The sequence below is a fragment of the Pseudomonas sp. R43(2017) genome (assembly GCF_002112345.1).
GTDB classification, from domain to species: Bacteria; Pseudomonadota; Gammaproteobacteria; order Pseudomonadales; family Pseudomonadaceae; genus Aquipseudomonas; species Aquipseudomonas kribbensis.
Map to the genome: position 1 here is coordinate 14,566 of NZ_NEHJ01000007.1, position 12,156 is coordinate 26,721.

A 12,156-nucleotide genomic window follows, 5' to 3' on the forward strand; every position below is an offset into this window, starting at 1 on the left:
ATGGCCATGAAAATCGCATTTATCGGTCTGGGCAACATGGGCGCGCCGATGGCGCGCAACCTGATCAAGGCCGGGCATTCGCTGAATCTGGTGGATCTGAACAAGACCGTGCTGGCGGAACTCGAGCAATTGGGCGGCACCATCCGCGCCTCGGCGCGCGAAGCTGCAGAGGACGCAGAACTGGTGATCACCATGTTGCCGGCGGCCGTGCATGTACGCAGCGTCTGGCTCGGTGAAGACGGCGTGCTGGCCGGGATCGGCAAAGGTGTGCCGGCGGTGGATTGCAGCACCATCGATCCGCAGACTGCGCGCGACGTGGCAGCCGCCGCTGCCAAACAAGGCGTGGCCATGGCCGATGCGCCGGTGTCCGGCGGTACTGGCGGCGCCACCGCAGGTACATTGACCTTCATGGTCGGCGCCACCCCGGAACTGTTCGCCACCCTGCAACCGGTGCTGGCGCAGATGGGCCGTAACATCGTGCATTGCGGTGAAGTCGGCACCGGGCAGATCGCCAAGATCTGCAACAACCTGCTGCTCGCTATTTCGATGGTCGGCGTCAGCGAGGCGATGGCCCTCGGCGATGCGCTGGGGATCGATACCGGTGTGCTCGCCGGGATCATCAACAGCTCGACCGGTCGTTGCTGGAGTTCGGAAATGTACAACCCGTGGCCGGGCATCGTCGAAACGGCCCCGGCCTCCCGTGGTTACACCGGTGGTTTCGGCGCCGAGCTGATGCTCAAGGATCTGGGGCTGGCGACCGAAGCGGCGCGTCAGGCCCATCAGCCGGTGGTGCTGGGCGCGGTGGCGCAGCAGTTGTATCAGGCGATGAGTCAGCGCGGAGAGGGTGGCAAGGACTTCTCGGCGATCATCAACAGCTATCGCAAACCGCAGTAAATGTCGTCAGGCCTGTGCTCGGCACAGGTCTGTATTGCCGGGAAATCACGTCGGGTGGTTTCCCGGCTTTTTTGTATCAGGCGAACACGAAATATTTGCGCACGGTCTCGACCACTTCCCAGGTGCCCTTCATGCCTGGCTCGACGACGAAGATGTCCCCGGCACGCAGATGGATCGGCTCCATGCCGTCCGGGGTGATGACGCAGTAGCCTTCCTGGAAATGGCAGTACTCCCACTTCACGTAATCCACCCGCCACTTGCCTGGCGTGCAGATCCAGGTGCCCATGATCTTGCTGCCGTCTTCGCTGGTGTAGGCGTTGAGGTTGACGGTGTGGGGGTCGCCCTCGAGCTTCTCCCATTTGCAGGCGTCGAGTACGGGCAGCGGATGGGTGTCGCGCAGAACGGTGATAGGTGCGGGCATGACGGCTCCAGGTCAAAGGCAGTTTGAGCCGCCACCGTAACGTGGGTGAGCACCGTCGGAATGTCTGGGTTCGACCTCCAGATGCCCGTTAGCGCTGAGCGGGAAAACCCGATAAAACCGTAATTTGCACCAATGCTGTGCATATATGACGGTTTTAATACAAGCGCGCACCATAAAAGTTCAATAAATTTTTAGACCAAAACGAGATAACCATTCTGGCACCTATTGCAAAACAAAATCGTCTGTACTATAACATTCGTACTAAAGGACAATCCCACCCTACTGGAGCTACATCAGAGTCACGGACAGACTTGAATCGGCTTTTCTTCACATGAAACTGACTTGGCCTTCGGCGCAAGCGTGAACTTCTACCTGTTGTTAATGAATAACGACAATTGAATGAACCGGTCAGTTAACAAGTTGCGCAGACGCAATGTTTTGCGTGCTTTGAATAGAAGCCCTAAATAAACAGTTGATTATTATTTGTGCTGCGGCGGAATTATATCTGCGGGATACGCACGCCTATCGAATTTTTATGTGCCCGGCATCAATGGAATGAGGCTTTATTGTGGACGACATAAATGTAGTTGAAGTTTCGACGACCGTGAATGACGCGAGTGAGTTGGGCCGGCATGTCTGGATTCGTGCTGGCAGTTGCCTGCAAAACGTTCAGGTCGCCGATGATTGTTTCATCGGATTCAAGTGTGATTTGCAGTTCACTTCAGTTGGCGCGTCCAGCATGTTTGCCACTGGCGCACGTTGCCTGGGAACGGCGCAAGCACCGGTGCAGATTGCCGAAAACGTCTGGCTGGGCGCCAAGGCCACCGTAACCGCCGGGGTTTCCATCGGTGCGGGAGCGGTGATCGCAGCCGGAGCGCTGGTGACGGCGGATGTGCCGGCAGATGCCATCGTGGTCGGTCGTCCGGCGCGGGTCATCGCCCAGCGCACAGTCGTCGAGGACGGCCTGCCGAGCCCGGCGCCGGTGCTGGCCAAAGTCCGGGACCGGGCGCGTCAGGGCTTGCCGTCGATGCTCGATCGTTCCACGCAGTCGGTGCCGCGCCTCAAGGCGTTGAACCCCGACACCGCGACCTGGGACATCAGCGACGAAGCCCTGATCGATGCCGAATTGCGCGGCGGTGCTTCGGTGGAAATTGCCCGGGACTGCATTCTGATCGGGCGAAGCAGCCGTCAGGGCGGCATGTCGCAACTGGGCGGCATCGAACTGGGCACTGGTGCTCGACTGGCGCCGGGCGTGGTTATCGAAGCGGCCGGCGGAGTGACCATCGGTGCCTTCAGCGAGCTGGCCGAAGACGTCACGATTGTTGCGTCCACTCATGATCATTCTTTTCGCTCACTGCCCTGGGAGGAGGCACCTGTGCGCATTGGAAGTCGTTGCGTAATTGGCGAGGGCGCCATCTTGGTAGGTCCACTGAGTATCGGTGACGGTGCAGTAATAAAACCGTACTCGGTGGTGATAAGGGATGTATTGGAAAACACTGTGGTTCATGGCGTTGTTCAACTAATGGAGATTCAAGAATGATTTTATTTGCCCCCAATCCGACCGGTTCAGGCCACAACATGCGCGCGCTTTCGATCGCTCAGGCGATTAAAAAGCAACGTCCGGACATGCCATTGACCGTAGCACTGGCTTCTTTGCAGCCAACCTTTACGCCCATGTTCGAAAAGTCCGGCGTCGAAGTGGTGGATATTGCCGGTCGTCTGGTCGACTACTCGAAAAAGAGCAACTTGTCGAAAGAACTCGACTGGAATAATTACATCGGCGGTTATATTGCCAATACCTTTTTGTCTGGCGAACGGATTCTGTCTTACCTGGCTCTGATCGACGAGTACAAGCCGACCGCCCTGGTGTCGGACTACAACATGGCCGCCTGCCTGGCTGCGATTTTCAGCGGCACGCCGCTGGTGTTCGTGACCGAGCGTTATGACTTCACCCTCTGCCAGCTCCAGGATCACGACCTGGCCGACGGCGGCTTCGAGGTCAACGCGCTGGAAATGGCCCGGGCCCGCACCGCGCTGCACAGCCAGTTCAACTGGATGATCAATCAGAGCCAACTGGTGCTGACCGACAAGCCGTACGTGGCTTCACTCGATCAGGGCACGCCGGTGGCTGAAGCACTGAACAGCGGCAAGGCGCATTTTGTCGGGCCGATGATCCGCGACATCAATGTGCAGACCGGCTTGAACGTGCGCGAGCAACTGAACCTGGGCGATGCGCCGTTTGTGGTTGCCTCGATCAGCGGCACCACGATGTTTGCGCAGAACAAGGATGCGCTGCTTGCCGCCTACCTCGACAGCTTCAAGGTCCTGCGCGAACGCAATCCGGAACTGAAACTGGTATTGCTCGGCCGTCAGGATATCCAGGCCCAGGACGGCGTGGTTTGCGTGCCGTATTACCCGGACTGGATGGGCCTGCTGCGCGAAGCCAGTCTGCTGATTTCGGCGCCGGGCTGGATCACCGTGACGGAAATCGCCGCACTGCAGATTCCGACCCTGTTCGTGCTGCCGTCCAAATCCGAATACCACGAACTCGAAGCCCTGCGCCGTCTGGAGCTGCTCGGTTTCCCGACGCATCTGGGTCACGATCGCGACGCCATCGTCGATCTGATTCAGGGCGAACTGGAGAAAGACACTCGCGCTTCGGCCTATTACGCGCCTCATCGCCAGGTGGCCGCACCGGACGGCGAAGGTGCCGCCCGCGCCGCGACGCGCATCATCGAGTTGTGCCAGGGCAGCGTTGTATCGCTGACCGCAAGCAAAGCCGCTTAACCTCAAGGAAGAGGGATTTACCATGCCGCTGCATCCGCAGTTTGTATTTGATCAAGGCCTCAAGGACATTGAGTACGGCGGTTTTTTTGCTGTCACCGATGCCAGTGGCGAAGTCGCGATTTCCACTGACAAGCAGTTGCAGGACCAGGTCGCGGCCACGCTCTACCAGGCCGACCACGGTGACGATGTTCAACTGCGTTTTGCCCACGACGGGCTGATGCGTTTGTACGATGCGCCGAACGCCGGTTTTCATGAGCTCGCTGACCGCTACTGGACGCCCCACGGTTCGGGGCGTTGCCGGACGCTGGCGCTGCAACTGGACGCATTGGCTGCGCTGATTGCCTATCAGCGTCGAGTGCCGCAGGACGCGGCGAACGATGCGGTGATCCACAGCGTGCTGGAAAAGGTCGAAGCGCTTTACGCCCGTTCCACGGTTGCGGGTCTGTACAGCAGCGACTGGTCGACGCCGCTGGAGCTGGCGACCTCGATCGATCTCGACATCAGCGCCACGGCGTTGCTGGCGCGCATCGGCAACGAGCCGTTGGGCCTGGGACTGGTCGGGCACCTGCAGATTCATGCAGAAAACCTGATCGGCCGGGTGGCCGGCAGCGACAGCCAATCCTGTGTCGATGTGGCGCTGACCCGTTGCGCCGTGCGTGCTCAGGTCAGCCTGGTGCTGGCGCAACTGGCCGATGTGCGCGACGACAACGCGTTGTCGAATCTGGCCCGTTCGTTCCTGCTGCAAACCCTGGCACTGTTCCGCGATCCGGCCTACGGCGGGTACTGGGACCGGGTCGGGATCAACGGCAAAGTGCGATGCGACTGGCACACCTCGTACAAAAATCACGAGTCGCCATTCCCGATCAAAACCGCCTACGACGTCGCGTTGCTGTTGCAGGCGATCCAGGCCTTGCCGTCCGGCGCGAGCGACGCTGACCGCGCTTCGGTGACGGCTGCCTTGCTGGAGTTTCACGACGCCCGCAATGGCGGACTGTTCATGGGCAAGGGCTATTTCTGGTCGACACCGGATGACCCGACCGTGCCGTTCATCCGGCAGTTCTGGGCGCCGCCGCGTCAGCCGGGGATCTTCAGCATCGGCAACCTGACGTACCTGCCGCTGCACCTGAAGAGCCTGAAAACCCAGCTCGCCGCCGCCCACGCCTTGCAGGCCATCGAGCCGGCTGCTGGCGTTGCTCATCATGACGATGCAGCGCTGGTAAACCGTGAGCTGCAAGTGATCGATGGCGGTGGCGACGTCCAGCGCATTCACCCGAATGGCGTGCCGACCATCAATGTCGATCTGCAGCGTTATCTGGCGTGGCTGGCCAAGGCTCGTGCGTCGAATGAAACCCCTTACGGGCTGACCGCCGAAACCGCGCCGCTGGGCTTCCGGGCCGACAAGACCTGGCAGGTGTTTTCCGGGCTGCACGTGATCTCGGACTTGCATGCCCTGGGCCTGCAAATCGAAAACAAGGCCAGCCTGATCGATTGCATCAGGGCTTCGCAAAACACCGACGGTGGATTTGCCGAGCAGCCGGGGCACCTGAGCGATGTGTTCGCGACCTACTGCGCGGTGTTGTCGCTGCGGGTGCTGGGCGCGTTGCCGAACGATATCGGCGGTTGCGTGCGTTACCTGCAAGCGTGTCAGAACCCCGATGGCGGGTTCGGCGATGTGCCGGGTTTCGGCTCGGACATCTGGCACACCAACCTGGCAGTGCTGTCGCTGCATGCGCTGGAAGCCAAGGCGCCGGACGAGCAGGGCGTGATGGCGTTTGCCCTGCGCTGCCGCTCCGCCGACGGCGGTTTCGCCAACAAGCCCGGATATCCGCCAGACGCGTTTTCGGTGTACCGCGTGGTGTCGACGCTGTTCATTCTCAACCGGCGCATCGTCGATGCCGAACAGACCGTCGCCTGGCTGCAAAAGCTGCAACTGGCCAACGGTTCGTTCCACTACCGGCCAGGCAAAGCGGTCAGTCTGGTGGGCACTTACATGGCCATCGCGGCAATGTTTCTGCTCGACGCCCAACCGACGTATTTGCAGGAATCGAAAGACTGGATCGCTTCCCATCAGAAGCAGGACGGTGGATTCGGCCCGCTCAACGCAACCTCGGCGACCACTGACGAAAGCTTCGTCTGCATCCAGACGCTGCTGATTCTCGAGCAAGGGCTGTCGCAATACTGGGTCGCGTTGTTGAACTGACCTGCACATAGCATCGAAGGACGTTAAATCATCATTTTGCCAGGGGAGGCGCTGATGAAAATTTTAGTGACAGGGGGCGCGGGCTTCATTGGCTCGGCCGTGGTGCGGTTTCTGATCGAAGAGACCGAATGCGAAGTGATCAACGTCGACAAACTGACCTACGCCGGCAATCTCGAGTCGCTGGCTGATGTGTCCGACTCGCCGCGTTATCGGTTCTGTCAGGTCGACATCTGCGACAAGCCGGTGCTGGACGAACTGTTCGCACGGCTGCAACCGGATGCGGTGATGCACCTGGCCGCCGAGTCCCACGTGGACCGCTCGATTGATGGCCCGCAAGCCTTCATCGAAACCAACATCGTCGGCACCTACACGATGCTCGAAGCGGCGCGCGGTTACTGGAACCGGCTGGACGCGGCGCGTCAGGCGGCGTTCCGCTTCCATCACATTTCCACCGACGAAGTGTATGGCGACCTGGAACCCGAAGATCCGGCGTTCACCGAACGCACGCCGTATGCGCCAAGCTCGCCGTATTCGGCGACCAAGGCTGGTTCCGACCATCTGGTCCGCGCCTGGCATCGCACCTATGGTTTGCCGGTGGTGATGAGCAATTGCTCGAACAATTACGGGCCTTATCACTTCCCGGAAAAACTGATTCCTCACGTCATCCTCAACGCGCTGCAAGGCAAGCCGTTGCCGGTGTACGGCGATGGCGCGCAGATCCGCGACTGGCTGTTTGTCGAGGACCATGCCAGAGCGCTGTATGCGGTGGTGACCCGCGGCGAAGTAGGGCAGACCTACAACATTGGCGGCCACAACGAGAAGACCAACCTCGAAGTCGTGCAAACCCTGTGCGATCTGCTCGAAGCGCGTGGTGCGGAAAAACCGGCGGGCATCGCGCACTTCCGCGACCTGATCACCTTCGTCAAGGATCGTCCTGGTCACGACAAACGCTACGCCGTCGATGCCGGAAAAATCCACGCGACGCTCGGCTGGACGCCGCAGGAAACCTTCGAAAGCGGCATGAAGAAAACCGTCGACTGGTATCTGGATAACCGCGCCTGGTGGGTGCGGGTGATGTCCGGAGCCTACGCGCTGGAGCGTCTCGGCGAGCAACGCAACGAAGCCCTCGTGGCCTGAACTCTCAGTCATTCAAATCTCACTGCTTGAAAGGAAAAAAGCATGGCCAAGTACAAAGGAATCTTGCTGGCGGGCGGCGCCGGTTCGCGTCTGCACCCGATCACCCTGGGCGTCTCGAAACAGTCGCTGCCGGTGTATGACAAACCGATGATCTACTACCCGCTGTCGGTGCTGATGCTGGCGGAAATCCGCGAGATCCTGATCATCTCCACCCCGGAAGATCTGCCGGGCTTTCAACGCATGCTCGGCGACGGCAGCCAGTTGGGCCTGAGCCTCAGTTACGCGGTTCAGCCGAGCCCGGACGGCCTCGCCCAGGCGTTCATCATCGGTCGTGAGTTCGTCGGTGAAGACAACGTTTGTCTGGTGCTCGGCGACAACATTTTCTACGGCGCCGGTTTCGGTGAGACCCTGCTGCAAGCCGCGTCTCGAGACGAGGGTGCCACGGTGTTCGGTTACTACGTGGCCGACCCGGAGCGCTTTGGCGTGGTGGAATTCGATGCTGACGGCAAGGCCCTGAGCATCTGCGAAAAACCGAGCGATCCAAAGTCCAACTACGCGGTCACCGGCCTGTATTTCTACGACAACGAAGTGCTGCAGATTGCCGCCGACATCAAGCCGTCGCCGCGCGGTGAACTGGAGATTACCGACGTCAACAACGTCTACCTGCAACGCGGCAAGTTGAACGTATCGGTGATGGGCCGTGGCATGGCCTGGCTCGACACCGGCACCCACGATGCGTTGATGGAAGCCGGCAACTTCGTGCAGGCCATCGAGAAACGCCAGGGCCTGAAAATCGCCTGCCTCGAAGAGATCGCCTACAACAAGGGCTGGATCGACGACGCACAATTGCTGGTGCACGCGGGCAGCATGAGCAAGACCGGTTACGGTCAGTATCTGGCGCGACTGATCAACGATGATGTGGTGGTTTCGATGGATGCGCAGCGCCCGTTGAAAGGCGCTGCTTGATATCAAGTGTGGGAGCGGGCCTGCTCGCGAAAGCGGTCTTTCAGTCAACGATGTTGTTGAATGTGACGCCCCCTTCGCGAGCAAATTCGCTCCTACAGGTTTAGTGGCCGGTCACGCTGTCGAGTTGTGCAGCTTTGACCGTAGCGCGTGGATCGGCCGACGGGGTTTGCAAACGGGCCAGGCGATTGGCGTGAGTCGGCGCTTCGGCCGCCAGTGGCGAGCGGCGTTTGCGGGTTTCCTCACGCAGCACCGGCAACACTTCCTTGCCGAACATGTCGAGTTGCTCCAGCACGGTCTTCAGCGGAATACCGCCATGGTCGAACAGGAACAACTGGCGCTGATAGTCGCCGAAGTGCTCGCGGAAGGTCAGGGTCTTGTCGATGATTTCCTGAGGGCTGCCGACGGCTAGCGGGGTCATCTCCATGAACTCTTCCAGGGAAGGACCGTGACCGTACACCGGGGCGTTGTCGAAGTAGGGACGGAATTCACGGCGCGCATCCTGAGAGTTGCGGCGCATGAAGATGTGCCCGCCGAGGCCGACGATCGCCTGCTCTGGCGTGCCATGGCCGTAATGGGCAAACCGCGCGCGGTAGAACTCCACCAGCGCCATGAAATGCTCCCGGGGCCAGAGGATGTGGCTGGCGAAAAATCCGTCGCCGTAATACGCCGCCTGCTCGGCGATTTCCGGGGTGCGGATCGAGCCGTGCCAGACGAAGGGCGGCAGGTCGTCCAGCGGTCGCGGGATCGACGTGAAGTGGTTCAGCGGCGTGCGAAAGCGTCCGCTCCAGTTGATGTCTTCCTCGCGCCAGAGCCGGTGCAGCAGGCGATAGTTTTCCATCGCCAGGGGCAGGGCGTCGGCGATGCTCTTGCCGAACCAGGGATAGACCGGGGCGGTGTTTCCACGGCCGAGCATCAGGTCCATGCGCCCGCCGCAGAGGTTTTGCAGCAGCGAATATTCTTCCGCCAGGCGCACCGGATCGTTGGTGCTGATCAGGGTGGTGGATGTCGAAAGAATGATGCGTCGGGTCTTCGCTGCGATGTAGGCCAGCAGCGTGGTGGGAGAGGAGGTGATGAACGGGGGATTGTGGTGCTCGCCGGTGGCGAACACGTCCAGTCCGATGTCTTCGGCCTTCTGCGCAATTTGCAGGGTGGCCTGGATGCGCTCGGATTCACTGGGGGTACGGGCGTTGGTAGGGTCCTGTGTGACGTCGCCAACGGTGTAGATCCCGAATTGCATAAAGCCTCCTTGCCTTGGGTAAAGGTACGTTTGAAACCCTTGCCGCGAAGAATGAATCAACGTGGCACTTGAAATGTACGCCTGTACACGTACAATCGCAATCGTGGGTCATTTTACAAACGGATTTGAAGACCTCATCGAGAGAGGAGCGCGACATGGAACTGGGATTTATCGGTCTGGGCACGATGGGTGCGCCGATGGTGCTGAACCTGCTGAAGGCCGGGCATCGGGTCCGCGTGTGGAATCGCTCGTCGGCACCGCTGGCGGAACTGGCGAGGGCTGGCGCCGAACCTGTCGATTCACCCGCGCTGGCTGCGCAGGCCGAGGTGCTGATTTCGATGCTCGGTGATGACTCGGCGATCCGCTCGGTGTTTCTCGATTCCGGGGCGCTGGAAGGACTTCAGGCCGGTAGCGTTCACATCAACATGTCCACGGTTTCCGTGGCACTGGCCAAGGAACTGGCTGCGCTGCACGAGGCGCGCGGCGTCGGTTACGTCTCGGCACCGGTGCTGGGGCGAGTCGATGTGGCGGCTGCCGGCAATCTGAATATCCTCGCCTCCGGGCCTGCCGAAGCACTGGCCCGGGTGCAGCCGCTGTTCGATGTGTTGGGACGCAAGACCTGGCACTTTGGTGAAGCCGCCGACGTGGCGTGCGCCGCCAAACTGTCGGCCAACCTGATGGTCGCTTCGGCGATCGAGTCCCTGGCCGAAGCCTCGACCCTGGCCGGTGGCTACGGCATCAGCCGTGCCGCATTCATCGACATGATCACCTCGACGCTGTTCCCCGTTCCGGTCTATCAGGGTTATGGCAAGCAGATGGCCGATGACACATTCGAGCCGGCCGGCTTCAAGTTGTCGTTGGGATTGAAGGACGTCCGTCTGGTGCTGGAGGCCGGGGAGGCTGCCCAGATACCGCTGCCGTTTGCCAGTGTGTTGAAGGACAACTTGCTGGACGGCATGGCCCATGGTCAGGCGGATCAGGACTGGGCATCGCTGTCGCGGGTCAGTGACCGGCGTGCCGGTGTGAAGTAATCAATCGGATTTAAACACCGTAATTTGCTTTGCAAGTTCGGACGGCATCTTGCGCTTTTAATTATTGTCGGACAGTTATTTACCTTTCACTGAAAAGTTAAAGAAGTCTGAGAATAATGCTTGTCAAATGTACGACTGTAGACGTACATTTTTATCGGGGTTTAACAACAATAAAAGTTCGTCTGTTTTTTCGTCTGCTGATCGTAAATAAATAATAGCTAGGAGCCGTTATGAAAAATCTAATGCAATGGAACAGCCTTCCCTCCGAATCCAATGAATGGCTCGAGAAGGTGCGTGCACTGAATCCGCTGATTATTCAGCACCGCGATTACAGCGAGCAGACCAATGCGACGCACAAGGATGTGATGTCCCGCTTCTTCAAGGACGGTTTTGGCCGTACGTCGGTGTCCCGAGCGTTCGGCGGTTCCCAGGTCGATATCCAGACTACCTCCGCGCTGGTGCTGGAATTTGCCCGGTACGACGCTTCGCTGTCCTGGCAACTGGCGGTTCAGGTGGCGATGGGGCGCCTCTCGGACTACCTGCCGGAAGCCACTTCCGAAGCGATCTACAACCACTGCGACGGTTTCGTGATCGGCGCCATCCACTCCGGCGGCGAAGCGCTGCCGATGGGCGACGATTACCTGCTGAGCGGCAAATGGGCGTTCGCCAGCGGCTCGGCCCACGCCGACTGGCTGGTCTGCACCGCCACCGTCAAAGGCACCGAAAACAACACCACCCCGGAAGTGCGGATGTTCTTCGTCCCTGCCAGCCAGTGCACCGTTCTGCCGACCTGGGACACCCTGGGCATGCGTGGCACCGGCAGCCATCACTTCCAGTGCTCCAACGTCATCGTCCACAAGTCGTACTCGCTGGACGTCGAAACCCTGAAGAAATCCCCCGAAGCGCGCAGCTCCCGTGCCTACGCCACCGGCTACTACGAGTTCGGCACCCTGGCGGCGATGTCCACCGTGCTGGGCGTGGCCCGGGCGGCGGTGGATCACTTCCGCAACGACCGTGCGGTCAACACCGACCCGGGTCTGGAAGGGGTGATCTTCGAGAAGACCGGTCGCGCCATCTCCTCGGTGCACACCGCGCAATTGCTGCTGGAAGATGCGATTCACCAGGTGATCAGCCGTGGTGAAACCATCGGCGAACCGGTCAGCGCCCGTGTCGGTCTGGCAGCCTCGGTGCTGACTGAAAACTCGGTCAATGCAGTCAACCAGCTCTACTCGATGGCCGGCTCCAAAGCGGTCTACAAGTCGCACTTCCTGGAGCGTTGCTTCCGCGATATTCATACCGGTTCGAAGCACTTCACTCTGTCGCCTTTGAACTTGCACGGTATCGGAAAGTATTACCTGGATAAAACCAATGTACTGGCTGCGGCGTAATAGCCGATAAATAAAAAACGGGCGCGTTATCAGTGAATGTTCACAGGGATCAATAACGCGCCCGTTTCAAGTTGCACCTTTATTTTCTTAAATCT

10 protein-coding genes are annotated in these 12,156 nt (G+C 59.9%); 8 read left to right on the plus strand and 2 right to left on the minus strand.

What is annotated here, in order from left to right; translation table 11 throughout:
* Positions 1-6 precede the first annotated feature (6 nt).
* On the plus strand, positions 7-894 hold the full coding sequence (gene mmsB / locus CAG02_RS19760) for a 3-hydroxyisobutyrate dehydrogenase (RefSeq protein WP_085713193.1): 888 nt from the start codon (positions 7-9) through the stop codon (positions 892-894).
* Between the two features lie 76 nt (positions 895-970).
* On the opposite strand, the gene CAG02_RS19765 is transcribed toward mmsB, so the two are convergent.
* Positions 971-1,315, minus strand: coding sequence for a cupin domain-containing protein (locus CAG02_RS19765; RefSeq protein WP_007953863.1), 345 nt, complete (start codon positions 1,313-1,315; stop codon positions 971-973).
* A gap of 739 nt (positions 1,316-2,054) precedes the next feature.
* Between CAG02_RS19765 and CAG02_RS19770 the strand changes: the two genes are divergently transcribed.
* Genes CAG02_RS19770 through rfbA form a run of 5 tightly spaced genes read left to right on the plus strand, consistent with a single transcriptional unit; the run spans position 2,055 to position 8,405 of the window.
* The gene (locus tag CAG02_RS19770) at positions 2,055-2,855 is read left to right on the plus strand and encodes a DapH/DapD/GlmU-related protein (RefSeq protein WP_256576969.1); all 801 of its coding nucleotides are present in this window, start codon (positions 2,055-2,057) and stop codon (positions 2,853-2,855) included.
* Entirely contained in the window at positions 2,852-4,102 is a 1,251-nt protein-coding gene (locus CAG02_RS19775) for a hypothetical protein (RefSeq protein ID WP_085713195.1), read from the plus strand. Before CAG02_RS19770 ends, CAG02_RS19775 begins: the two co-directional genes overlap by 4 nt.
* Positions 4,103-4,124: 22 nt before the next feature.
* Positions 4,125-6,302: a prenyltransferase/squalene oxidase repeat-containing protein gene (locus CAG02_RS19780; RefSeq protein ID WP_085713196.1), complete on the plus strand. Its 2,178-nt coding sequence runs from the start codon at positions 4,125-4,127 to the stop codon at positions 6,300-6,302.
* A 54-nt stretch (positions 6,303-6,356) separates the two neighbouring features.
* Positions 6,357-7,439: a dTDP-glucose 4,6-dehydratase gene (gene rfbB / locus CAG02_RS19785; RefSeq protein WP_218189844.1), complete on the plus strand. Its 1,083-nt coding sequence runs from the start codon at positions 6,357-6,359 to the stop codon at positions 7,437-7,439.
* Positions 7,440-7,481: 42 nt separating this feature from the next.
* On the plus strand, positions 7,482-8,405 hold the full coding sequence (gene rfbA, locus CAG02_RS19790) for a glucose-1-phosphate thymidylyltransferase RfbA (RefSeq protein WP_085713197.1): 924 nt from the start codon (positions 7,482-7,484) through the stop codon (positions 8,403-8,405).
* A 100-nt stretch (positions 8,406-8,505) separates the two neighbouring features.
* Here the strand turns inward: rfbA and CAG02_RS19795 are convergent, their stop codons facing one another.
* On the minus strand, positions 8,506-9,642 hold the full coding sequence (locus CAG02_RS19795; protein WP_085713198.1) for an LLM class flavin-dependent oxidoreductase: 1,137 nt from the start codon (positions 9,640-9,642) through the stop codon (positions 8,506-8,508).
* A 68-nt stretch (positions 9,643-9,710) separates the two neighbouring features.
* Between CAG02_RS19795 and CAG02_RS19800 the strand changes: the two genes are divergently transcribed.
* A complete protein-coding gene (locus CAG02_RS19800; protein ID WP_256576970.1) occupies positions 9,711-10,673 on the plus strand; it encodes an NAD(P)-dependent oxidoreductase in 963 nt (320 codons plus the stop codon).
* 230 nt (positions 10,674-10,903) lie between these two features.
* Positions 10,904-12,061 (plus strand): oxidoreductase, encoded by a 1,158-nt coding sequence (locus CAG02_RS19805; protein WP_085713200.1) that lies wholly within the window; start codon positions 10,904-10,906, stop codon positions 12,059-12,061.
* Positions 12,062-12,156: the final 95 nt, after the last annotated feature.

Excerpts from the sequence above, each read along its gene's own strand:
- rfbB (WP_218189844.1), top strand. The coding sequence starts at position 6,357 with ATGAAAATTTTAGTGACAGGGGGCGCGGGCTTCATTGGCTCGGCCGTG.
- CAG02_RS19775 (WP_085713195.1), top strand. The coding sequence starts at position 2,852 with ATGATTTTATTTGCCCCCAATCCGACCGGTTCAGGCCACAACATGCGC.
- CAG02_RS19795 (WP_085713198.1), bottom strand. The coding sequence starts at position 9,642 with ATGCAATTCGGGATCTACACCGTTGGCGACGTCACACAGGACCCTACC.
- CAG02_RS19770 (WP_256576969.1), top strand. The coding sequence starts at position 2,055 with ATGTTTGCCACTGGCGCACGTTGCCTGGGAACGGCGCAAGCACCGGTG.
- rfbA (WP_085713197.1), top strand. The coding sequence starts at position 7,482 with ATGGCCAAGTACAAAGGAATCTTGCTGGCGGGCGGCGCCGGTTCGCGT.
- mmsB (WP_085713193.1), top strand. The coding sequence starts at position 7 with ATGAAAATCGCATTTATCGGTCTGGGCAACATGGGCGCGCCGATGGCG.
- CAG02_RS19780 (WP_085713196.1), top strand. The coding sequence starts at position 4,125 with ATGCCGCTGCATCCGCAGTTTGTATTTGATCAAGGCCTCAAGGACATT.
- CAG02_RS19765 (WP_007953863.1), bottom strand. The coding sequence starts at position 1,315 with ATGCCCGCACCTATCACCGTTCTGCGCGACACCCATCCGCTGCCCGTA.
- CAG02_RS19805 (WP_085713200.1), top strand. The coding sequence starts at position 10,904 with ATGAAAAATCTAATGCAATGGAACAGCCTTCCCTCCGAATCCAATGAA.